General features: G+C 35.1%; 26 protein-coding genes and 1 pseudogene. 20 read left to right on the forward strand and 7 right to left on the reverse strand.

Translation table 11 applies throughout. The annotated features are described in order from the left end of the window. Positions 1–47: 47 nt before the first annotated feature. On the forward strand, positions 48–686 hold the full coding sequence (locus Q5O73_RS02530) for a response regulator transcription factor (RefSeq protein ID WP_021953472.1): 639 nt from the start codon (positions 48–50) through the stop codon (positions 684–686). Positions 687–870: 184 nt separating this feature from the next. Continuing rightward, positions 871–2,613, forward strand: a complete 1,743-nt coding sequence (locus tag Q5O73_RS02535) for a fibronectin type III domain-containing protein (RefSeq protein WP_021953471.1) — start codon at positions 871–873, stop codon at positions 2,611–2,613. Positions 2,614–2,909: 296 nt separating this feature from the next. Here Q5O73_RS02535 and Q5O73_RS02540 read toward each other — a convergent pair whose 3' ends face one another. Both Q5O73_RS02540 and Q5O73_RS02545 read right to left on the reverse strand, forming a co-directional pair. Continuing rightward, complete coding sequence (locus Q5O73_RS02540; protein WP_021953470.1) at positions 2,910–3,347, reverse strand: ACT domain protein; 438 nt, start codon at positions 3,345–3,347, stop codon at positions 2,910–2,912. A gap of 12 nt (positions 3,348–3,359) precedes the next feature. Next, positions 3,360–3,818, reverse strand: a pseudogene (locus tag Q5O73_RS02545) (phenylacetate--CoA ligase family protein); the annotation flags it as partial. 194 nt (positions 3,819–4,012) lie between these two features. On the opposite strand from Q5O73_RS02545, the gene Q5O73_RS02550 reads away from it, so the two are divergent. The 9 genes from Q5O73_RS02550 (at position 4,013) to Q5O73_RS02590 (ending at position 9,682) form a co-directional block, all read left to right on the forward strand. Then, on the forward strand, positions 4,013–5,041 hold the full coding sequence (locus Q5O73_RS02550) for a hypothetical protein (RefSeq protein WP_207721409.1): 1,029 nt from the start codon (positions 4,013–4,015) through the stop codon (positions 5,039–5,041). A gap of 31 nt (positions 5,042–5,072) precedes the next feature. Continuing rightward, positions 5,073–5,264, forward strand: a complete 192-nt coding sequence (locus Q5O73_RS02555) for a DUF6462 family protein (protein ID WP_021953467.1) — start codon at positions 5,073–5,075, stop codon at positions 5,262–5,264. 75 nt (positions 5,265–5,339) lie between these two features. Beyond that, positions 5,340–5,513 carry a ribbon-helix-helix protein, CopG family gene (locus Q5O73_RS02560; RefSeq protein WP_118589494.1) on the forward strand — a complete coding sequence of 58 codons (174 nt, stop codon included), beginning with the start codon at positions 5,340–5,342 and terminating at the stop codon, positions 5,511–5,513. 137 nt (positions 5,514–5,650) lie between these two features. Beyond that, a complete protein-coding gene (locus tag Q5O73_RS02565; protein ID WP_021953466.1) occupies positions 5,651–6,046 on the forward strand; it encodes an integrase DNA-binding domain-containing protein in 396 nt (131 codons plus the stop codon). A gap of 337 nt (positions 6,047–6,383) precedes the next feature. Then, positions 6,384–6,779 (forward strand): hypothetical protein, encoded by a 396-nt coding sequence (locus Q5O73_RS02570; RefSeq protein WP_021953465.1) that lies wholly within the window; start codon positions 6,384–6,386, stop codon positions 6,777–6,779. Positions 6,780–6,793: 14 nt separating this feature from the next. Beyond that, a complete protein-coding gene (locus tag Q5O73_RS02575; protein WP_021953464.1) occupies positions 6,794–7,369 on the forward strand; it encodes a VanZ family protein in 576 nt (191 codons plus the stop codon). Positions 7,370–7,543: 174 nt separating this feature from the next. Further along, complete coding sequence (locus Q5O73_RS02580) at positions 7,544–7,939, forward strand: hypothetical protein (RefSeq protein WP_147365663.1); 396 nt, start codon at positions 7,544–7,546, stop codon at positions 7,937–7,939. Next, positions 7,896–8,990, forward strand: coding sequence for an ABC transporter permease (locus Q5O73_RS02585; RefSeq protein WP_021953462.1), 1,095 nt, complete (start codon positions 7,896–7,898; stop codon positions 8,988–8,990). The genes Q5O73_RS02580 and Q5O73_RS02585 overlap by 44 nt, the downstream gene beginning before the upstream one ends. 20 nt (positions 8,991–9,010) lie before the next feature. Next, the gene (locus tag Q5O73_RS02590; protein WP_118589493.1) at positions 9,011–9,682 is read left to right on the forward strand and encodes an ATP-binding cassette domain-containing protein; all 672 of its coding nucleotides are present in this window, start codon (positions 9,011–9,013) and stop codon (positions 9,680–9,682) included. A gap of 5 nt (positions 9,683–9,687) precedes the next feature. Here the strand turns inward: Q5O73_RS02590 and Q5O73_RS02595 are convergent, their stop codons facing one another. Continuing rightward, positions 9,688–11,025 (reverse strand): MATE family efflux transporter, encoded by a 1,338-nt coding sequence (locus Q5O73_RS02595; protein ID WP_302668978.1) that lies wholly within the window; start codon positions 11,023–11,025, stop codon positions 9,688–9,690. Positions 11,026–11,237: 212 nt separating this feature from the next. Between Q5O73_RS02595 and Q5O73_RS02600 the strand changes: the two genes are divergently transcribed. From Q5O73_RS02600 to Q5O73_RS02610, 3 genes are all read left to right on the forward strand, one after another. Next, positions 11,238–11,834 carry a histidine phosphatase family protein gene (locus Q5O73_RS02600; RefSeq protein ID WP_302668979.1) on the forward strand — a complete coding sequence of 199 codons (597 nt, stop codon included), beginning with the start codon at positions 11,238–11,240 and terminating at the stop codon, positions 11,832–11,834. A gap of 126 nt (positions 11,835–11,960) precedes the next feature. Continuing rightward, on the forward strand, positions 11,961–13,397 hold the full coding sequence (locus Q5O73_RS02605; protein ID WP_302623927.1) for a hypothetical protein: 1,437 nt from the start codon (positions 11,961–11,963) through the stop codon (positions 13,395–13,397). Between the two features lie 168 nt (positions 13,398–13,565). Next, on the forward strand, positions 13,566–13,697 hold the full coding sequence (locus Q5O73_RS02610; protein ID WP_302628832.1) for a hypothetical protein: 132 nt from the start codon (positions 13,566–13,568) through the stop codon (positions 13,695–13,697). Between the two features lie 57 nt (positions 13,698–13,754). On the opposite strand, the gene Q5O73_RS02615 is transcribed toward Q5O73_RS02610, so the two are convergent. After that, positions 13,755–14,030: a hypothetical protein gene (locus Q5O73_RS02615; protein WP_021953456.1), complete on the reverse strand. Its 276-nt coding sequence runs from the start codon at positions 14,028–14,030 to the stop codon at positions 13,755–13,757. A 217-nt stretch (positions 14,031–14,247) separates the two neighbouring features. On the opposite strand from Q5O73_RS02615, the gene Q5O73_RS02620 reads away from it, so the two are divergent. The 5 genes from Q5O73_RS02620 to Q5O73_RS02640 all read left to right on the forward strand — a co-directional run bounded on the left by Q5O73_RS02620 (position 14,248) and on the right by Q5O73_RS02640 (position 19,965). Next, positions 14,248–16,317 carry a DHH family phosphoesterase gene (locus Q5O73_RS02620; RefSeq protein ID WP_302668980.1) on the forward strand — a complete coding sequence of 690 codons (2,070 nt, stop codon included), beginning with the start codon at positions 14,248–14,250 and terminating at the stop codon, positions 16,315–16,317. Beyond that, the gene (gene rplI / locus Q5O73_RS02625; protein ID WP_302668981.1) at positions 16,317–16,763 is read left to right on the forward strand and encodes a 50S ribosomal protein L9; all 447 of its coding nucleotides are present in this window, start codon (positions 16,317–16,319) and stop codon (positions 16,761–16,763) included. The genes Q5O73_RS02620 and rplI overlap by 1 nt, the downstream gene beginning before the upstream one ends. Before the next feature lie 27 nt (positions 16,764–16,790). After that, positions 16,791–18,134 (forward strand): replicative DNA helicase, encoded by a 1,344-nt coding sequence (dnaB, locus tag Q5O73_RS02630; protein WP_021953453.1) that lies wholly within the window; start codon positions 16,791–16,793, stop codon positions 18,132–18,134. Between the two features lie 331 nt (positions 18,135–18,465). Beyond that, positions 18,466–18,990: a hypothetical protein gene (locus Q5O73_RS02635; RefSeq protein ID WP_302628834.1), complete on the forward strand. Its 525-nt coding sequence runs from the start codon at positions 18,466–18,468 to the stop codon at positions 18,988–18,990. Positions 18,991–19,239: 249 nt separating this feature from the next. Next, on the forward strand, positions 19,240–19,965 hold the full coding sequence (locus tag Q5O73_RS02640; RefSeq protein WP_302623930.1) for a MerR family transcriptional regulator: 726 nt from the start codon (positions 19,240–19,242) through the stop codon (positions 19,963–19,965). Positions 19,966–20,065: 100 nt separating this feature from the next. On the opposite strand, the gene Q5O73_RS02645 is transcribed toward Q5O73_RS02640, so the two are convergent. Beyond that, positions 20,066–20,239, reverse strand: coding sequence for a DUF362 domain-containing protein (locus Q5O73_RS02645; RefSeq protein WP_021953450.1), 174 nt, complete (start codon positions 20,237–20,239; stop codon positions 20,066–20,068). A 350-nt stretch (positions 20,240–20,589) separates the two neighbouring features. On the opposite strand from Q5O73_RS02645, the gene spo0A reads away from it, so the two are divergent. Next, on the forward strand, positions 20,590–21,393 hold the full coding sequence (spo0A, locus tag Q5O73_RS02650; RefSeq protein ID WP_302623931.1) for a sporulation transcription factor Spo0A: 804 nt from the start codon (positions 20,590–20,592) through the stop codon (positions 21,391–21,393). 29 nt (positions 21,394–21,422) lie between these two features. Here spo0A and Q5O73_RS02655 read toward each other — a convergent pair whose 3' ends face one another. Next, positions 21,423–22,856, reverse strand: coding sequence for a cell wall metabolism sensor histidine kinase WalK (locus Q5O73_RS02655; protein WP_021953448.1), 1,434 nt, complete (start codon positions 22,854–22,856; stop codon positions 21,423–21,425). A 12-nt stretch (positions 22,857–22,868) separates the two neighbouring features. Then, positions 22,869–23,570 carry a response regulator transcription factor gene (locus Q5O73_RS02660; RefSeq protein WP_021953447.1) on the reverse strand — a complete coding sequence of 234 codons (702 nt, stop codon included), beginning with the start codon at positions 23,568–23,570 and terminating at the stop codon, positions 22,869–22,871. Positions 23,571–23,598: the final 28 nt, after the last annotated feature.

Raw genomic sequence — 23,598 nt, forward strand, 5'->3', positions numbered from 1 at the left:
TCATTTCCGTACTTTGCGTTGACGATTACATTTCAAGAGGAGAGAGCATGAAACAGGTATTAATTGTAGAGGATCAGAGAATGCCCCGTGAAAATATGGAGAGGGTCATCTCAGAGAGCAATAATTATGAGTTTGCGGCAAGCGTAAATGGGGCGGATGTCGCCCTTGCTATATGTAGAAGACAGCGGATCGACCTTGTGTTGATGGACGTATGCACAGCCGGAAATAAAGATGGGATCGAAGCGGCAGCAGAAATAAAGGCAGAGTTTCCAAATATAAAAATCATTATCGTAACTTCCATGGTGGAAGTCGGATATTTGCAGCGGGCAAGAGAGGCGAAAGTAGACAGCTTCTGGTATAAGGATATTAGCCCTGAACGATTGATTGATGTGATCAATCGGACGATGGACGGGGAAAGTGTATTTCCAGATAAAACACCGAGCGTACAGCTTGGTCTCGCGGATAGTTCAGAATTTACCAATAAAGAGATAGAAGTGCTTCGCTTTGTGTGCGATGGGCTTGAGTACAGCGAGATCGCAGAGCGGATGAACATTTCCGTAAGGACGGTGAAATACCATGTCTCTAATATTTTGTCAAAAACCGGTTATGCCAATAAGACGCGGCTGGCAATCGCAGTGACAAATAAAAACTTTATCATTCCGAGTAGCCCGGAAAAAATTCAATAATATTCGCACTTTGTTCAGAAAATATTTGTTTACATATTGAAATTCTCAGTAAAATAACGAAAACCTGTCCTTGAGTACAGGGTAAAAAACGAATGCATTTGTTATACTTTAACTAGAAAAATCGTGTCGTTTTTAAAAGATATTCTGGAACTTATTAAAAGAAGATAAGAAGGAGGGACAAGTTATGAGGAAATTAAAGTCGAAACGAATAGGTAACTATTTACTGAAGGGATTGCTGCTATGCACCCTGGTTGTAGGTGGCTGGTTCACAACTGATATTGGAGTGAAAGCGGAATCTGTTACGCACTCAGTGGAATTTAAATCTGAAGGATCACAAATAGTACAATTTGAGAGAACAGATGGGCTTGAACAGCATATTGAAGTAACAAATAATACACAGAGGCCGATGAAAGTAACATTTTCGCACAATATTCCTATGCGGAATTACCATACGAAATTATGGATAGGCGGTCATGAAGTTGCCAGCCGTATGGCTACAGCAGTAAAGGATGCAAATGTACTTTATTTATATCCGTGTCAGTGGGTAGAAAAGGCCTGTGAAGTGGAATTTACAAGAAATGCAGCAGCTTATACGGATATTACTATCACCGCAGAATTCATTGATCAAAAAATCGGATTCAAAGAAGACGAGATTGGTCTTACAAAAGATACAGCATATGAGATTCCGTTATCCGGACATCCGTACAGTCTTTATGAAGGTCTGACAGGAACGGGAACAGATGAACGTTGGTACAAGTTTAATGTTGCAGACAAAGCAGTGATTGATCCAAGCTTCCACCTTGTTAACACAGAAAGAGCAACTTATTTCGGACAGAATCGTACGTTCATTCGTGTCTATGACTCTAATAATAATCAAATCTATAGCGAAGGATCCTCACAATACAATGGCAAAGAGGCGTGGGAGCCTGGAGCAAAGGTACTAACGCGTGGAATATATTATGTATGCATATCTACTAGCAAGGGTGCTTATTACCCGGCAATTTTTGATTTTAATCTGAATGGACATAACTATATTTCGGCTGAGAAGATTAAATGTTCTCATCAAGAAGTAAAGAAATCACAGTTAGGAAACATAAAAGTCGTTGCAGAGACGGTACCTGCAAATTCCGATGATAAAATCGTAGAAGTATACGATCATATTTCTGGAAAGACATGGAACTATAACAGCAACAAGGTTGCTCATGGCGAAGTTCCAATCTATAATATTAAAGCTGGTAGACAGAGTTGGCTTACCTTCAAAACAAAGAATGGAAAGACTTATACAACAAATCTTTATGTACCGGTAGAGAAATTAAAAAAACCTACAGTAGTGACTTATCATAATTATGCAAAAGTAACCGTAGGATCCACGAAGATGATGGGGACAAATGCTAGAATTCAGATTTACAAAGGTGGTAAGTGGACAACTGTAAAAACGGTGAAAGATTATAATTGTTATAAAGCAACTATAGTAAAGAATCTGAAGCCGTTGACAACTTATAAGTTCCGTACGCAGGCTTATGCGAATGGAGCAACCGGTACACCGTCTGACGTAGTGACATTGAAGACTGGTTCGGCAGTAAAACCGGCTGTGAAGTCTATTAAGATTGTACAGAAGAAAAAGGTGAAAGTAAGAGGCTGGACATCTCCAGGACACTGGAGTGGAGATTACTGGTACCCACCGATTTACCACAAACCGTACACATGGACAAAATATAAAGTAAAAGTAACATTGAAGAAGAAAGTTCCGAAGATCGGCGGTATGAGGATTGGTGATACATGGATAAAAGGCAATAAGAAAAGCTACACTGTATGGCTGCCAAAGGGAGCACAGACTGGTAAGAAGCTGAACATTTATATGAATACAGGATTAAATAAGAGCAATGGTCAGGGACCGCAGATTAAAAAAGTGATCAGAGCGAAGTAAAACTTCCGAAATAAAACAAATCCCTGGACGGAACAAATGTAAAAATAAAGTAAATACATAGTGAGAAAACGAAAAACCCGACGGTCTTGTGATCGTCGGGTTTAGCTTTCTTCAGGCGCATCTGTCGAAAAATTGTAGTTTAGAATTTTGTCAATGGAGCGGTTTGGAAAACTGGTAACCGTAGCAGTCGCCCTGTTCCTTTAGGTAGAGGGGCGCTTTTTGTATTGCTATAATGCTACGAAAAAAGAGCTAAATGGCATTTGCCGTTTAGCTCAATAATAATATCAACGTCTAAACTACATCTTAGTCAAATCTTCCTGGTCAACAGTTTTCATTCCGTTCTTAACCAATAATGAAGCGACTTTGTCTGTGTATTCGTCCTTAACACGGAATACCATAAGGGCATCGTCTGTGCCTCTTGCAAGGAAGGCATAAACATAATCAACGCTGTATCCGTTGGCAGCAATAACATTCATTGCCTTAGACATTGAACCCGGCTCGTCCGGAAGCTTTACGCCAATGACGTGTGCAAGATTACATACCCAATTATGGTCTCTTAATAAAGTAAGAGTGTTAAAAGAATCGTCTACAATAATACGAATAATACCAAAATCGCTTGAATCAGCAATCTGGAATGCTCGCATGTCTATTTTGTGTTCAGCCAGAAAATTGGTAAAGTTTGCAATGTTACCCGGCTTGTTTTCAACGAACACTGAAATCTGATGAATATACATATAAAAACCTCCTTAAATTTTACGTTTATCTATAACACGGACAGCTTTTCCTTCTGAACGTGTAATTGACTTTGGTTCAACCAATTTAACTTTAGCATAAATGCCAAGCATGCTCTTAAGAGCAGCAACAATTTCTTTCTCCTTGGATTCAATTGAGCTAACTGTATCAGAAAACATTTCAGGTGTCATCTCAACTAAAACTTCCATTGTGTCGCTGTTATTTACACGGTCAACAATAAGCTGATAGTTAGCAGGCATACCGTGTTTAATAAGAACTTCTTCAACCTGTGAAGGATAAACATTAACACCCTTGATAATAAGCATGTCATCTGAACGTCCCATAAGTCTGTGAATACGTGCGTGAGTTCTGCCACATTTACATTTCTCTCTTGTGATATATGTAATGTCCTTTGTACGATATCTGATAATAGGAAAAGCTTCCTTAGCAAAACTGGTAAATACTACCGTGCCATGCACAAACAAATAAAATCATTAATAAAATCCCCATAAATGAAGGGTTTTAAGGTTCAAAATTCCTGTTCGCACCAAATGAACAAATCGAACAAAATAAGCTTTGTACTCTCCTACTTTTAGGGGTGAGCATTGAAATTTGAATAAACGAAGTAATGTGTTAGTTTATATGTAAGGAAAGGAGTTGATAAAAATTGCAACAGGAAAACATAAAGAATGTGCAGAGAAATGCCTTTCAACTTACAATCAATAACCCTGTTGAATATGGTTATACTCACGAAAAGATAAAAGAAACACTGATTATGAATTTTACCACTTTAAAGTATTTCTGTATGGCTGATGAAATCGGGGGACAGGGTACGTATCATACGCATATCTATGTTGTCTTTTCTTCTAGAGTTCGTTGGTCGAAAGTGAAGAAAAATTTTGATGAAGCACATATTGAAATTGCCAAAGGCTCTGCTCAATCTAATGTTGAATATATTAAGAAAACAGGAAAATGGGCAGAAACAAACAAGGCAGAAACAAGCGTTGAAGGTACTTTTGAGGAATGGGGAGAGATTCCCACACAAAGAGGTAAAAAAGCCGACATGGAAGAACTCTATGAGATGATAAAAAACGGATACTCAAACGCTGAAATTTTGGCTATAAATAATGATTATATCTTGAACATTGACAAACTGGATAAAGTCCGAACTATGCTGTTAACGGAAAAATACAAGAATGAAAGACGATTGGATTTAAAAGTGATATATATCTATGGTGCAACAGGCACTGGCAAAACCCGAGGGGTATTAGACGAACACGGCAATTCCAATGTGTACAGGGTCAGTGACTATTTACATCCTTTTGATGGTTATGGAACGCAGGAAGTAATTGCCTTCGACGAATTTAGGTCGGGTATAAAAATATCTGATATGCTCAACTACTGTGACATATATCCGATTGAACTTCCTGCAAGGTACAGCAATAAATTTGCCTGCTACAGCAGAGTTTACATAATATCTAATTGGAGTTTGGAAATGCAGTATTCAGAGGTACAAAAAAACAGTCCTGAATCTTGGCAGGCATTTCTACGCAGGATTCATGAAGTACACCACTATCATGCAGATGGAACGCTAGACGTATATGATTCTGTTGAAAAATATCTGCATAGGGATGAAGAGTTTCATGCCATATCAGATGAGGAACTGAAACAAATAAAAATTTACAGGCTACGATAATATTTAATATGATTGAAAGGAAGTGCTATTTATGCGAAAAGGCAGTTATTCAGATACAATAGAAAAATATGCAACAGTTCCACAGGCTTGTGATTATTACAAACTTGGAAGAAATACCCTTATGAATTTGCTTGACGGAACAGGAGCAATAAAGCGTTTTGGAAAATCCGTAAGAATCGATATTCCGACAGCAAGCAAAGTTTTAGATACATACATTGATTAAAATTCATAGTTGAATTTTTGCGTGACAAATATTACAATATAGGTGTGACAAAAATAGAAAGGAAGTGAAAAGATAGTGTCACAAAAAGTCGGCAGACCGAAAGCAAGTGCTGACGTAAAAAAGGATATAAGGTTTAGCGTCCGTTTAGATATTAAAACGGAACAGGCATTACAAGAGTATTGCAAGAAAAACAATATAACCAAAGGCGAAGCCATACGACAGGGAATAAACTTGTTATTAGGTAAATAAAAAAGTTAGTCACTCCCCGACCAAAGCGAATGACTAACCCATTGACTTAGTACAAAATAAGAATACTCTGCACTACGAAATAATCTTATCATAGTGTGAGTATTCTTTCAAACTAATTTCAGAAAGGATATAAAACTATGGCAAGAAAAAAGCGAGTAGATTCAAAGGGCAGAGTTTTAAAAGTAGGAGAAAGCCAAAGAAAAGACGGTCTGTATATGTATCGCTTTACGGATGATACAGGCGAGCGACAGACAATATATGCAAATAATATAATTGAATTAAGAGAGCAGGAGCAGGAAATACAAAAGGCGGAAAAAGAAAACAGAGAAGCAATAGAAATGCCAGAGTTTTCTGCACATATAATGCGACATACATTTTGTACAAGATTATGTGAAAATGATTTAAACGTGAAAACAACCCAATCCATAATGGGGCATGCTGATATTAAAACGACAATGAATATCTATACGCATGTTACCGAAGAAAAGAAACAACAGGAGTTGAGCAAATTAAATAATATAAAAATCTCATAATTTGGGAGATACAAACCTAGTTTTCTACTACACCAATTACTACACCAATCGAAAGACATATCACGAACAATGATAAAAACAAGAATAGAGAAATCCCATTAAAACAAAGGGAGTGCAGACAGTAATAATATTTATAAAGGCTACTATAAAATATGAAGTGGGAATAAAAATATAGTTAAAAATCGAATTGATATAGAATAAAATGTTAATTTTAATATTTGCAAAAAAGATGAAAAAGTAAAAAATATTTGACTTCATATAAAAATAAATGTAAAATGGGAGGGATGTTTACATTGGAAAAATGTAGAAAAAATTGAAAGGAATGGAGGTTATCTATATGAAACATCATTTAAAACAAGTGTTGGCAATTCTGATTATAACAGTTTTGTCAACAACGGTTGTGTTTGCGGATACAAAGATTCGTAAAACAACATACTCTATGAGTGCGGGGGTTTATAGTAAGTCAATGAACATAAAAAAGAAAGGCAAATTAAAGGTAGGTATGCAACCTAATTGTGTCAGAAGTTATGATTGTCCAATTGATATTTATGTTGAACAAAAACGTTGGTATGGTTGGGGGGGCGCTGACATTTCGTCCAAGAGTGTTAATAGTCACGAGTTTAAAACAGTAACATTTACGACAAAAGAAAAGGCTACCTACAGGGTATATTTGTCATCTCCGTATAGATATCATGTGGAGGGAACAGTTACATTTACATGGGATGCTCCATAGGCATGGAGGTCTAAATGATAGTAATTGATTTACATTTAGAAATTTTTGCCCTATTATATATATTAATACTGTGTATTACATTATTAATATATAAACTGAAAAAGAAAAACAAGTATAACATATATGGTTTGATTTTGTTTGAATTATATATTTTATGTTTAGTTAAGGTTGTATACACACCAGTTAGAATCGTGTTTAATAGGGCAATGAGTGATGATATGGTGGAAAAGATGAAAATGAATTACGCAAATTTCGTACCATTTAGGACCATTACGGGAGTCGGAAGCGTGCATAATTTTGCTGTACAGGTGGGAGGAAACATTCTCTTATTGATGCCTTTAGTATTTTTTTTGTATTATGTTTTTTTTATAAAATCTTACAGAAAATGCATTGTTTATTGCTTTATGGCTATTGTTTTTATAGAAATAACACAGTATATTATAGATATAATCACAAAATTTCCTAATAAAGTATGTGATGTGGATGATGTTATTTTGAATTTTATAGGAATAATATTATCGATATTGATTATTCATCTGTTAAATAATACAAAAATAGAGAAAGGTATTGCAAAATTTTTTGATAAATAATGAGGCTATTTATAGCCTCATTATTTATATATCAACATTATGGTTAAAATTTTTTTTAAAACATTAATAAAAAATAATATATTATTTAGAACATTACTGACATTTCAACTAATATGCATTTTTTGTATATATTTTATTTCCTGTTATTATTGGGGAGAATATACAATAGAAAATGTGATAAATATAAATATTCAAATTGTACTGATTCTTTTTGCAGTAGGCTATCTGATATTTTTTGGGGAATATACAGGAAGAAATTGTAATTTATTTAAAATATTTTACAAATATGGTGCAGGAAAGAAAAAAATTATATTATGCTATTACATTTTTGAATTGATGTTTTTTCTGTTAGCTTATTTAGGAACGGCTGTTGGAATATTGCTGATTTCCAGAGGGTGGTTCATATCAATTAGTCAGGTTATTAAATTTGTGATTTATGAGTTGCCTGTTTTTTGGGGGATTTATTCACTGGCATTTGGTTTGGTAATAAGTGTGTTTGGGGCAGTAGAAATTAAGGAGAAAAAAAGTGACACTTTTTTTAAAAACATTACAGGTAAACGGAAAATATAAAATTCTGTTTATAATACAGATAATAATATTTGTGCTATTTATCAAGGGAGAAGTATTTGATCTTTGGGAACAAAAAAATATAAATGAAAGCATACGCTATGATAGTGATATGTACTATATATCAAACTGTGTTAATGAATCACAGGATGTAAATACATTGACAAAGAAATGCAGGGATATTCAGGGTAGGTACGGAATTGAGGTAGGTTATGAATTACAGGGAAATGCACAGCTAAATGGGGAGTATGTAACTGTGATATATGTTAATGATACCATGGAAAAAATCCGGTATAAGCTGAAATATGGAATGTGGTTTGAAGGGAAAAAGAAACAGCAGTTTATTTTAGGCTATGATTGGAATCGCAAATATAAAATAGGAGATATAATAAAAATAACATTAAGTACAGGCACACAGGTTAAAGGCAAGGTGAGTGGAATATTAAAAAAGGATTTTGTATTTGCAAAACTTAATTCAGGTGGAAAACAAATGGACTATCAGCTGATGTTAGAGAAAATGGATAATAATTGCCTTATTACAAATAGTAAAGAGATGGCTAAAAGTATTACGGGAAAGGTTTCAATTATATCTTTAATTGCAAAGGGAAATGAACAGGATATAAGGAAAGCCTTTTCAAATTATGATATAACATCCTTTGAAGAGGTGAAAAGGAACTCAAGCAATGAAATGAGAGAAAAACTTAGTACATCAGGCATATACATATTAATGTTTGGGGTATTAATCATTAATAGCTTTGTTCTAATATCGGCAATGATTTATAACTTAAATCTGGAAATATATAAAGTGTTTTATGCATTGGGAATGTCTAAGAAAAAAATATTTGCATTATGTATGTTAGATATGCTTTTACAGTGCATAGTTGCCTTTGGAATAGTTTTTATAATAGAGATTTTGTGCAACAGTAGAAATAATGGAGAAGTTCAAAAAATACTATACAGTGAAAGCAGCTATATAATAATTGGCTCATTGTTTGCAATAATTATGGGACTACAGGGAATTTATACCATGTTAATGTTGCATAAAATAAAGTAGATTTTATTAAGGAAAAGAAAATGAAGATTGAAATACACAATATGTATAAAAAATATCAAGTGGATTATTTTAGGAGTAAACAAATTTTCAGTGATTATTCTCTGAAATTGGATAGTGAGAAAATTAACTTTATTGTAGGTGATTCCGGAACAGGAAAGACAACGTTATTGAATATAATCGGACTTGTGGAAAAAATGGACAGGGGAGTTTATTATTTTGACGGAAGTCCCATTAAATATAAAAATAAAAAAGAAATATTAAAATATAGAAATTCCAGAATAGGATATGTACATCAGGAAGCTATGTTAATATCTAAGCTATCGGTATTAGACAATGTGTTACTGCCCATATATATTGGTGGAAAGGTGAATGGCAACGCCTATACCAAGGCTTTCGGACTACTGGAAAGACTGGGAATTGGCAACTTAAAAAATGTTATTGTGGAAAAATTGTCTGGTGGAGAAAAGCAAAGAGTTGAAATGGCAAGGGCACTTATAAATAATCCGGATGTTATTATTGCAGATGAACCAACGGCTTCATTAGATGCTGATAATGCCCGGATAATCATGAGAGAATTAAGGCAGATAAATACAGAAAACAATTCAATGGTGGTTGTGGCAACTCATGATAATAGAATATTGTCACCTAAGGACAATATTCTATCACTAGAAAGCGATGTGAATATACGTTAACCACCTCACTTAACTGCCCCGCATCCACTTTTTTTGTGGATAACATAGGCGAACAAGGCGGTAATAAGTTCTGTGACACCGAAACTTGCCCAAACTCCGTAAGTACCATAGAAGTGATTTAATATGAAAGCAAGTCCTAACATAACTACAATGTATCTCAACATTGAAATAACAAGGGAAGAAAATCCCTTTCCCAAAGCTTCTAAGGAACCGGATATCGTGATAGACAGGGAAGAAACAATAAATCCTGCACTAATAAAGCGAAGAGCGGTACAACCGATTTCAATGGTGGCTTCATTGTCGGAGAATAGTCCAATAAGATACTGAGGAATCCACAGGCAAAGGACGGTTCCAAGAGCCATAACGGCAATGATTATGCTAAGAGCTGTTTTAAAAATCTTTTGGACACGTACCTTTTCACCGGCACCATAATTATAGGATATGAGAGGGCGCATTCCCTGCACCACACCATTTGCCGTAAGGTACAAAAACGTCTGAAGCTTGTAGTAGGCACCTAAAACTAAAACATAACTGCCTGAGTAGACTGCAAGAATCCTGTTAAGAACAGATACCTGAAGTGAAGGCAGAGCCAAGTTAAGAGTTGCCGGAAATCCCACAACATATAATCTTTTTAATAATGTTAAATCAAATCCCATATCAGAAATTCTGATTTTAACAGGCATAGGTCTTAAAAAATAAACCAAAACATATCCTAAAAGGGTGGCAATCTGACCTATTACAGTGGCAATAGCCGCACCTTCAATCCCGAGTTTTGGGAAAAATCCAATTCCAAATATAAAAAACGGATCCAAAATAATATTAGCAACACACCCAATCATCATGCATACCATTGAAACCTTCATACGCCCAACAGCCTGAAAAATTTTTTCAAAGCTAATAGACACGGATATAGGTATGGAAAAAGCAAAAACAATGCGGGAATAAGTAAGTCCCTGAGAAATTACTCCTGCATCTTCCGTAAAAAGCCCAAGATAGCCGGGCATTATGGAAATACAGATAATAGTTAAAAGTATTCCGTGAATAAAATTGCACAGCATTCCAAGAGATGTGGCACGGTTAGCCATATGCTTATCATCAGCCCCAAGAAAAAAAGCCACCAGGGCATTAATTCCAATACCAAAGCCAACAGTTACTGCGGTTACTATGTTTTGTATAGGATAAACCAGTGACAAAGCAGTCATTGCGCTTTCGCTGATACTGGCAACAAAATAACTGTCTACTATATTATATAAGGCATTTACCAGCATAGATATAGTCATAGGCAAAGCCATGGATAAAACCAGTGGAAAAATCGGCTTTTCCTTCATAAAAGTCTGATTCATTATAATTCTCCTTTTTTGACAATATAAAAGCCACACAACTTGTATTAAGCTGTGTGGCGAAAATAAAACCTAAGTCTTAAAAAAATCCACTCCATAACAATGGTTTTAAATGATTATAAGTAAAAAATAGGATATTGTCAATAAACACGGTTTGAAGTAAAAAGATCATAGTGCTATAATTCATAAGGCAAAAGCATTTAAAGGAGAAATAAATGGAAATATATATTGTAAGACATGGTGAAACCCTTTGGAATAAATCAAAACGTCTTCAGGGAAACAGGAATATTGATTTAAGTGAAGTAGGACGAAATGAGGCAAGAGAAAGGGGAAAACAGCTTGAAAATGTGGATTTTGATGTAATTTACAGTTCACCTCTTAACCGTGCATACGAAACAGCATGCATTATTAGGGGAGAGCGTAATATACCTATTATAAAGGATGATAGATTAAGGGAAATTAATTTCGGAATAAATGAAGGAATGCAGGCAGACCAGCTAAAAAAGGACAAAAGCAACTCTTTTTGTAAGTTTTTTGATGATCCGGGGCATTACATTCCACCTGAAAACGGGGAATCCTTTGAGGAAGTGTGTCATAGAACAAATGAGTTTATGAAACAGGTTATTGAGCCACAAAGAAACAAGCTAAACAGAGTGCTGATTGCAGGACATGGGGCAATGAATAAAGGCATTATGTGCTACGTGTTAAATCACGGCATTGATGAATATTGGTCGGGGGGGCTACAGAAAAACTGTGGGGTAATTATGCTAAATTTGGATGATAATGGATATAAACAAATAGGGGAGATATAAAATTGTTAAAATTCTATGAAATATAGGGTAAATTACTGGTGGTATTTGTCACCGGTGATATAATGATAATGTTGAATAGAAAGACTAACAAAAGCCTTGAAATTTATTTGAAAGGATGGACGGAAAATGCGAGCAAAAGCGTTAATTTTAGGTATGATTTTAACATTGTGTGTATCTGCTGATACACCGGCAGCTGATTTAGGAGCAATAAATATACAAAATAATATTGAAACCATAGGAAATAATATCAGCGTATTAAATAAAGATTTAAATGTTACAAAGCTTCAAAAGAAGACGGTTAAGAAAAAGAATAAAAAGAAAACCAAATTATCTGAAATTGATAAATATAAAAAGAAAATATTTGATATGGGTGTAGTTGATTTAAGTGACAACGACGATGAGTGTGCCAAAATCTACAAAACAAAAGATAAAAAGTCAAAAGTTATCGGTTATCTGCCGGATAAAGGAATAATGAAGGTTGTTGAGCAGGACGGTAAGAAATATAAAATAAAGTCAGGAAAAATTACCGGATATGTGTCTGTTAAAGATGTTGTGGTGGACAGCGATGTGGAGACGGTTTTATTAGATGACAATTTAATAGAGGCGAAATTTACAAAAGATGTGGCGTTAAAAAGTGAAGCTAAAGGAAAAGATGTGGCTGTAGGCATGGGATATTCAGGACGTTCATATCCGGTTATCGGATTTAGCAATAATAAAAAATATCTCAGGGTTCAAAGGACGGAATCCATAACAGGATGGGTGCCGGTTTCTTCCGTAGCTATTGATATTGTGGCAGAGTCGGCAATGACAAAGTCAGAATATGAAGATTATAAAGAAGAACAGGAGTTAGAGTATCAGGCTCAGCTTCAAAGTGTAATAAATGTAGGTTCTTTTAGCGGAAGTGATGAACTTACCAACAGCATTATTTCACTTTTGGCACAAAATGAGTCGGGAAACTATATGGCAGCCAGAAATGGTTTGGCTCAGTTTAAAGGAGAAAAGACCATTACAGTAGGGGCATGGCAGTGGTATGGGGAAAGAGCCCATAATCTGCTTAAAAGAATATGTGCCACTAATGTAGAGGAGGCGAGAGATATAATTAACAACTCCTTTACCGGCTCTAAAAAGAAACAAAAGAAAAAGGCTGATAAGTTATACTCGGATATTTTGTCAGGAGATAGCTGGGAAAATGGTGCCAGAAGCTTTAGTGAGGAAGAATTAGTGGCAGTGAAGGCACTTTTAGGCAGCAGTTTTGGCATAGAAGTACAAAAATCACAGGTTCAGTCAGATGTGGCAGTAAGAATAAATGTTGCCCGCAGTGAATATGGACTTACCAACAGCCGGTTAATTGCCTATTTCTGCGATTTGTTCTGGCAAAATCCTAAAAACGCAAGAGCCATAACTGATGAGTGTATAAAGCATTATGAGGGAAAGGCAAAATTTAATAATGCAAAGGATGCTTTAAAATATATGCATGAAACAGCAATGAAAAATAGTGTTATGGGACAGTTTACCCAAAGAAGAACGTTTACATATTCCTTTTGCAAAACAATGTCTAAGTAGGGAATAAATGTACAAAAAAGAAAACTAAATTTGTGCAAAACAACGAAAATAAAAAAGTTTTGTTCCGAAATGCTTTTTCACACGTTGGTATATATAGAGAGATTTATATATAGTGTACTATATATGCCAAAAAAGTTCTCTTAAGAAAAATAAGTGAGGTGTAAAGAGATGAAGGATATGATTTCAAAGAAATTACTTAAAGAAGCAATAGCAGTGTATATGCAGAAAAAAGGGGAAATAATTCTAAGAAAAATGGAAGAAAAAAATAACGGAAAAGACAAGACAAAAGTGGAAAGCTAAATATTTGATGTGAAAATTAGTTTTAGGATATGTTTAGTATTTATGGTGATGTAAATACTAAACATCATCCTCTTCTATAACGTAAAAATCCAAATAATCAAAATCTATAGTTTCAACAAAACTGTCAGAATAAAACCTTGTGCGGGCGATACGTTTAAATTCATTAATATTTGTATCCAGCCAGATAGGATTGCTTAAATCAAATTCCTCACAAACCTGCTCCAGTGCCATAAACACTTTGTGAGTTCTTGTTTCGTTAGGAATATCCAGTTCTATTGTGGTGCTTTTAAGCATTTTGTTACTTTTAAAGGTTCTTGCCCAAACTCTAAACATAAATAATCTCCGTTCATAATCTTAATTCACAGCATTATTTTAAGACAAAAACATAAAAAAGTAAATTAGAAAAGGGATAAGTTGCACCTGCAAAACTATATGCTTTTATTATTTACGGAAAAATGGTATACTAAGAGGCATTAAGAGACGTAAAATATATTACAAATATCTTAAAAAATATTGTAAACTGCGTTAAACAGGCGTGATGGAGCGATATATGGATAAGGAAACCATGAAAGAGAAAAGAAAAGGATTACGACTGAAGGGTCAGATGAAGCAATACCTTAAGTGGCCGGCTTATTACAATGCATTTTGGTTAATTATTACTGTGGTAATGTTTGCAGTGGATATTAAAGCCGGAATTTTTATGGCATTAGCCGAGGGTGTATATTTAGTTTTAACGGTTATTGCATATTTAGGATTTAAACCTAATATAACGAAAATGCTGGTGGAATTTGGGGCTGATTACAGTCAGGTTCAAAGGCATATGCTTCGTGAAATGGAAATTCCCTATAGTCTTTTAGACATGGATGGAAAGATTTTATGGACTAATATTGAGATGGAAAATACTTTTAAGGGAAAAGATGTAAGAAGCAAATCTGCAATGGCACTTTTTGAAAGCTTTAAACCGGAATATTTAGAGTTTGACGAAAGTGGAAGAAATGAATTTGACGTGGAAATGGAACAGGGAGAATACAGAGTAGTTCTTAAGCTGTTTGATATGAGAAACAGTGAGGAAAGTCCTCTTGCGGCTTTGTCTGAAAGTAGCGGAACCCTTATTTCCATGTATATGTTTGATGAAACCCACGTAAGACAGCTGACTAAGGAAAACAGGGAAGAACGTTTAGTTACAGGACATATATATATTGATAATTACGACGAGGTGCTTCAAAGTATTGAGGCAACAAGAAGAACACTTTTGGTTGCTCTTATTGACAGAAAAATTAATAAATATTTTGCCCAGTATGACGGAATTGTGCGAAAACTGGAAAACGATAAGTATTTCGTTATTTTCAAGACAAAGTATATAAGTAAAATGCAGACAAATAAATTTTCAGTATTAGACGAGGTTAAGACGGTTAATATTGGAAACGGGCTTCCAATTACCATAAGTATTGGTATAGGTATGGGAAGCAGTACATTGGTTGAAAATTATGACCTGGCAGGAACTGCCATTGACATGGCATTAGGTCGTGGCGGCGACCAGGCGGTATTGAAGGATGGCAACAAGGTTTATTATTACGGTGGAAAAACAAAGTCCGTTGAAAAAAATACAAAGGTTAAATCAAGAGTTAAGGCAACAGCCTTTCGTGATTTAATTGAAACAAAGGAAACCATATACATTATGGGACACCACATTGGGGACAATGATTCCTTTGGAGCATCTATTGGATTTTACAGAATTGCAAAAACCATAGGAAAAGATGCCCACATTGTATTAGGTGAGGTAAGCAGCAGTGTTGTTCCGCTAGTAGAAGCTTTTAAGGAAATGGAAATATACGACGAGGATATGTTTATTACAGGTCAGGAAGCAGCCCTTAAAATGACTAAAAATGATGCCTTAATTGTGGTGGATGTAAGCAGGGCAAATTATACGGAATATCCTGAATTGGTAAGACGTTCCCAGTGTCTTTTGGTATTTGACCATCACAGACAAAGTACGGACGTTATTGACAATGCACAGTTATCTTATATTGAATTATCATCATCTTCTACATGTGAAATGGTTGTAGAGATTATGCAATATATTAATGAAACAGTTAAGCTTACCAAGCTAGAGGCAGAAGCAATTTACGGCGGTATTATGATTGATACCAACAATTTCATAAACAGAACCGGTGTAAGAACTTTTGAGGCAGCAGCTTATTTAAAGAAAAATGGAGCCGACATTACAAAGGTTCGCAGAATGTTCAGAGATGATTTAAATGATTATAAGGCAAAAGCCAAAGCCATTGAAAATACGGAAGTATTTATGGATGAATATGCCATATCCGTATGTAACGCACAGGATGTATCTTCGCCTACTGTCGTTGGGGCTCAGGCAGCAAATGAACTTTTAAATATAAAGGATATAAAAGCATCCTTTGTGTTTACTCCTTATGGAGACCAGATATATATTAGCGCCCGTTCCGTAGATAAAGTAAACGTACAGGTTATTATGGAAGAATTTGGCGGTGGCGGACATATGAACTTAGCAGGAGCCCAGGTTAAGGATAGCAGCGTAGAGGAAGTCATTGAACATTTAAAAGATATTATAGAAAGAAAATTAGAGGAGGGTGACATATAATGAAAGTTATTTTATTAGAAGATGTTAAAACTCTTGGTAAAAAGGGTCAGATAGTAGAAGTAAACGACGGTTATGCCAGAAATTTTATTTTAAAGAAAAATTTAGGACTTGAAGCTACAGGGAAGAATCTTAACGATTTAAAGCTTCATAAACAGAATGAAGAAAAGGTAGCAAAGGAAAAATTAGAGGCAGCTAAAGCTTTAGCTGAAGACCTTAAAAATAAGTCCATTATCGTAAGAATCCGGGCAGGAGTTGAAGGAAAGGTATTTGGTTCAATCTCCAGCAAGGAAATCGCCCTTGAAGCAAAGAAACAGCTTAACATGGACATTGATAAGAAAAAAATTGTTATTCCCGATGCCATTAAGTCTCTTGGAACATACAATGTAAACATTAAGCTTCACAAGGATGTTACAGGTACTTTGGCAGTTAAAGTAGTGGCAAAATAATTTAGATTACATGCAGAGGTAAAATTAATGGAAGAGGCAGTTGTTAAAAGGATAATGCCCCACAGCAATGAGGCGGAGCAGGCTGTAATCGGCTCTATGATTATGGATTCGGAGGCTATCCCCATTGCAATGGAAAAACTCTCTGATGCAGATTTCTACAATAAACAATACGGTTCATTGTTTAAGGCAATGGTTGAAATTTTTAATGAAGGAAAAGAATGTGACCTTGTAACTATCAAAAATAAGTTAGAGGAAATGGAGGTTCCTTCAGAGGTAATAAGTATTGACTTTATCAGAAATATTCTTGATATGGTTCCTACATCAGCTAATATCAGACAATATGCTGAGATTGTCTATGAGAAAGCCGTTATGAGAAATTTAATCAGGGCAAATGAAAAAATAGCAAATACGTGTTATGCAGGAAATAAACCTCTTGATGCCATATTAGAAGAGACGGAAAGAGATATTTTTTCACTGTTACAGACAGGTAATACCGGGGATTATGTGCCGGTAAGACAGATAGTGTTAAATGTTTTTGACAAGATAGAACAGGCAGCCCAGACCAAGGGCACCATTACAGGTATTGAAACCGGTTTCAGGAAACTTGATACACAGCTATCCGGTTTGCAGCCGTCAGACTTAATTCTAATTGCAGCACGTCCGTCAGTAGGTAAAACGGCGTTTGTGTTAAATGTAACGGAAACAGTTGCTGTTAAGCACAATATTCCTGTAGCCATTTTTAGTTTGGAAATGTCCAGCGAGCAGCTTATTAACCGTATTCTTTCCCAGAATTCAATGGTTAGCTCTCAGAAAATACGTATTGGTGATTTAAGTGATAATGAGTGGGCTAACATAGTTGAGTCTGCTAATATTATTGGAAATTCTAATATTATTATAGATGATACACCGGGTATCAGTATTGGTGAGATGCGTTCAAAGTGCAGAAAGTTCAAGCTGGAAAAAGACATACAGTTGGTTATAGTGGACTACCTGCAGTTAATGACTACTAATACACCTCACGGAAGCCGTGAGCAGGAAATTGCGGAAATTTCAAGAACTCTTAAAGGTATTGCAAGAGAGTTAAATGTGCCGGTTATTGCACTGTCGCAGCTTAACCGTGCATCTGAAACCCGTGAAGACAGAAAACCTATTATGGCTGACCTACGTGAATCCGGTTCTATTGAGCAGGATGCCGACGTTGTAATGCTTATGTCAAGATATTATGATAAGGAAAAGAAGGAAGAAGACAGAAATAGGATTATTTTAAATGTTGCTAAACAAAGAAACGGCCCTGTAGGTGAGGTTCAGTTAGTCTGGTTACCACAGTTTACAAAATTTGAGGACGCTGAACAGGCAGAAGAGCAAATTTAATGTATTTAGGGGACTATTTATAGAAATCATTGGGAGTTGTACTGTAGCAAATTATAATTGTTATAGTACAACTTTTTTGGTTATGTTTAAACATTTATTAAAAAAATTCACCGGAAAAACAAAAGGCTAGTGAAAAATTGACACGAATTGACTTTTAAGATACAATGAAAAAACCTTACGCATATTCAGTATTAAGTAACAAAGTTTAATGAAGTTTCAGATGCAGGAATTGGGTAGGGATTATGTTAATTTGTCGTGGATGAAATATTATTTTAACTATGAAAAATTCAGGAAATTATAAGTTGAAAGAGGAGATTACGAGGTTAAATATATGAAAAAGGGATTAAAATATTTTGTGGTTATATTGACAGTTTTATCAATCTGTTCTGTAAATGTTAAAGCGGCAAATGTAGATGGCTATATTTGTAAGAAAATTGGTGTATCCGGTAAATACTCTGATACGAACAATAAGAATAGTTATAAGAAAATTATAAGATCATATAAAGATTTGGTAAAATTAAAAAAATACATAAAGAAAAATTATAATAATCCTAAAAAATATATAAAAAAGCTCAATAAATACAAAAAATCATATTTTAAGAAGAAGGCATTGATTTTCGCAACAGAAAATATTGACTTAAATTTTTTTAGTTATAAACTTCTTTCTATAACTAAAAAAGACAAAAAGGTCACTTTAAATGTTGAAAAAAGAGATTTGTTGGAAGAGGGACAATATAAAACTGCCGTGGTCATATATGGAGCAAACACATATATTATTGAATCAAAGAAATCAAAATTAAAAAACGTTAAGAAAGTGAAAGTAACGTATGATTTTGTAAGGAACAGTGAAGAATAGATATGTTTTATGAAAAATATCTCTAAGGTCAGTGGCATTGGATTTAAGCTCCTTTTTTCTGCCCTCCTCGACACTACCGCAAAAGGTTACAATATTTGCGGTAATGAACATATTGAAGGGGGAATATAATGGATTTATAATTTATTTGTGTTTAATAAAAAGTATGCAATTTGCCCGCAAAATTGCTGGAATGAATCTTTAGGGCAGACAGCATGGAAAATGTTTAATTTTATTTTTTAGGAGGATGAGATGGGGGAAAAGAGATATATTATATCAGATGCATCTAAAATGCTGGGAGTAGAATCTCATGTTTTAAGATATTGGGAGGAAGAACTTAATGTGTCAATTCCAAGAAACGAAATGGGGCATCGCTATTATACGGAAAATCATATTAATTTATTAAAAAACGTTAGAGATTTAAAGGATCAGGGTTATAGCTTAAGAACCATTAAAATGATGCTTACCGACCCGGACAGGCAGGATGGAAACAAGGGAATGGTAATGACACCGGCAATGCAGCAAAACAGAAGGCTGGAGGTTTCAGAGCCTTCAGGAAGTAAAATGGAGCAGTTTCAGGAAATAATGGACAAGGTAGTAGCTAAGGCAATGAAACAGCAGACGGCACAACTGGGAAAGGAAGTAAGCGGTCACGTAAGCGAAACTGTTTTAAAGGAAATGAATTATCTTATGCGGATTCAGGACGAAAAAGAAGAAGAGCGTTATAAAAAATTAGACGAAGTTATGCGCTCAAGACAGCAAATGAGCAGACGGGAAAGAAAGAAGAAATTAAAGGCAGAAAAGCTTTTGCTTAAGAAAAGTGATAAGAGTAAGAAAAAGCAATTAAAAACAGTAATGGAAAGTCAGAAAAAAACAGGTTCAGAAAAAGAAAAAAAGCCGGGATTTTTTTTCGGGTCAAAGGAAAAGAAAAACAGGGTACATATTGGAGAAAAGACAAATCCTGTTACAACCCAGTAAGGATAGTAAAAAAACTTGTAAACGCATCTGTGATGCGGGGGCAGGGAAAAAAATAAGCAGTTGCAATACGATAATCGTTTTGCAACTGCTTGTTTTTAAATTAAGCGTCTAATTCGATTGATCCTGTTGGGCAAGCACCTGTGCATGCTCCACATTCGATACATGAATCAGCATCTATAACGAATACTCCGTCAGCTTCTGATATAGCGCCAACTGGGCAAGCGCCTGCACATGCACCACAACCGACACAACCGTCGTTAATTTTGTAAGCCATTTTGTAAGCCTCCTTTGAATAAGATTATAGCAATATAATAATACAATTTATGACTTATTGCAACATCATAATATTTAACAAATTTAGCATTTTAATATAAATTTTTCACTATGTAATAAAATGATGAAGAAAAATAATAGTGTTAAAAACACTAAATAAAATAAGGCAAAAAATCGAAAAACGTCAAGGTGGGTAATATATGGCACCGACTAGTGGTTCAACTTACAAGAATCAGGTGCCATAAAGGAACTTCTCTTGTTTTAGTGCGGGGGTTATGATAATAGAGTATTCACGGAATGTAAGTGAATATGACTGAAAAATAATGTTTATGAAAGAGAAAGGTTTGAAAAATGAAAAAATTTAAAGTGCTTATTGCAGATGCACAAAATGAAGTAAGAAGGCAGTTAGTTAAAGCTTTGAAGGATGATCAAAGTATTGAAATTGTAGGTGAAACCGACAATGGAAAGGAAGCGTATGAGTTGTACACTGACCATAATCCGGACATAGTTCTGTTTGAATTATTGTTGCCGGTGTACGATGGGTACACGTTATTGGAAAAAATGCAGCAGTCAGCTAAAAATTCTAAAACAATGTATATTATTATTACATCCATAAATAAGGATATATTAATTAGTGAGGCTTTAAACAGGGGGGTTAATTATGTAATAATGAAACCTTTTGATTGCAATATTATGGCTGAAAAGATTAAAAAGGTTTATTTGAGGATGAATGAAATCTTAAAAGAAAATAAAAGCATGCTGGATTATAATACGGACGACTTATCAATATGTGCCAAATCAGGTACGATTCCACAAATGGATACAATTATATCAAATAAATTAAATGAAATAGGCGTCCCTGCAAGACTTAAGGGATACAGATATATGATTACCGCTGTTAAGGAGGTAATAAGTAATGAAGATGCATTAGAAGGTGTTACAAAGGTTTTATATCCTGATGTTGCCAAAAAACATAATTCAACGCCACAAAGGGTGGAGAAGGCCATACGTCATGCCATAGAGGTGGCATGGTCAGTAGAGGATGCATATAATAATGGAAGCAAAGACAAATATAGTGTACGCTATAAGAAAGGCAGACCTACAAATTCTGAATTTATTGCACAAATAAGCCGGGAAATACGTCAGTCTGCATAAAACTGACAGCTCCCCGGCAAAATAAAATTCTATAGGGTTTTAGATTTGGCATGTTTTATGGAAAAAACAAATTCCGTACCAACTCCCTCGGTACTGATAACGTCTATGTTTTCATTATGGGCACGCATAATTTCCTTTACAATGGAAAGACCAATACCGGAACCGGTTTTGTCACGACCACGGGATAAGTCGGTTTTGTAAAAACGCTGCCATATTTTATCAATGCTGCCGCTGGGAATACCCATACCAAAATCCTTTACGGAGCAGTATTGCTTATCCCCTTTATTATATAGACGAATAACAATTTTAGAGGAAGGGTTACTAAATTTAATGGCATTATCTAAAAGATTATATAAAACCTGTTCTATTTTTCCTTTATCTGCATACACGTTGTAGTGCTTTGGAGGAAACTGGATAATCAGTTCAATATTTTTCTTTTCACAACTGCCCTGGAAAGTTTCTACAGTAGAAGCAATCACACTTTCCATATTAAACTCTTCTAAGAAAAGTTCAGGGCCGGTAGTATTCCAGCTGTTAAGTTCACGAAGCCCGGTAGTTAATTTCTCCAGGCGGTTTGCTTCAGAAAGAACAATTGACAAATATTTCTTATGGTCTTCAGGAGGAATGGTTCCATCCATCATAGCCTCAATATACCCTTTTATGGAAGTAAGAGGTGAGCGGAAGTCATGAGAAATATTGGAAATAAAGGTTTTCTGATATTCCCTTGAATTATTTAATTGCTTTGACATATACTTAAGTGAACTTGCCACGTCGCCAATTTCGTCATCATTGCTAACCATAAGGCCGTCATAACTGAAATTACCCTGGGCATATTCCATTGCCGCCAATCTTATTTGCTTAAGCGGTAAATAAATAAACCACATAAAGTTAAAAAAGATAATCAGGGACAAAGCCAGAATAATGGCATAAGTCAGGTAAAAAACATGAGTTACGTCATAACTGCTTTGTTTAATAATGGATGTAGGCATATGAACCACTACATATCCGAATACGGTATTATTTTTTCTTATGGCCTGAACAACACTTAAAGTATCTGTTTTATACATGTTGTAAAATTTGTTTATTTTATAGCTTTTTCCGGTATATTCATTTGGGTCAAAATTTTTAATTACAATATTGGCATCATCGTTAGTAAGAGCTTTTGTGTCATCAGTGGTGTAAACAAGTTTATTGTCCTTATCTAACAGCAAAAGATTACAGTCTAAAACCTTATTAAAATCACTAAAGAAATTGTCCGGATTGTCGATATCATACATAGAATCGCCAATGGCGTTTTGGACATTATCCACCACAATGGAAGCGTAGGACTGTAACTCCGACGCATCGTTAGTAAGCAAATGATTGTAAATAAGGTTTGTTGACCAATAGGTAATTAATAAAAAACCAAGTACCGCAAAAGAAAAATACCCAACAAAAAACTTAGTTAAAATTGAATTCCTCATTGTACGCTCCGATTATTTATGTACCTCAAATCTGTAACCAACGCTCCATACAGTTCCAATTGACCACTCATCTGTGTCGGCAATTTTTTCACGGATACGCTTAATGTGAACGTCTACGGTTCTTGTGTCACCGGCGTATTCATAGCCCCAGATATGGTCAAGAAGCTGTTCTCTTGTAAATACCTGATTTGGTGAAGAAGCAAGGAAATACAAAAGTTCGATTTCCCTAGGAGTCATTTCCACAGGTTTTCCTTTATAAATAACCTCATAGTTTGAAAGATTAATAATCAAATCCTTGTATTCAACACGCTTTTCAGAAGGAGAAACAGCAGGCTGTGGAGCCGCAGTATATCTTCTTAAAACAGCCTTAACCCTTGCCACTAATTCCTTTGAATCAAAAGGCTTTATCATGTAATCATCTGCTCCAAGCTCAAGACCTAAAACCTTATCAAAAACTTCTGTTTTAGCAGAAAGCATAATAATAGGAGTTTTTGAAGTTTTTCGTATTTCACGACAAACCTCATATCCGTCTATTCCCGGAAGCATTAAGTCAAGAAGCACCAGGTCAGGTTTGTAGTCCCTGAAAGCCACCAGTGCAGAATTACCGTCATGCTCAATTCGTGTGTCAAAGCACTCCTTTGTTAAATAAAGAGATACTAAGTTTGCGATGTTTTCATCATCATCAACAATTAAAATTTTCTGTTTGCCAGCCATTTGTTATCCTCCCTTTGAAATCGCAGTA

The organism is Eubacterium sp. AF15-50, assembly GCF_934835595.1.
In the GTDB taxonomy this organism is placed as follows: domain Bacteria; phylum Bacillota; class Clostridia; order Lachnospirales; family Lachnospiraceae; genus Eubacterium_G; species Eubacterium_G segne.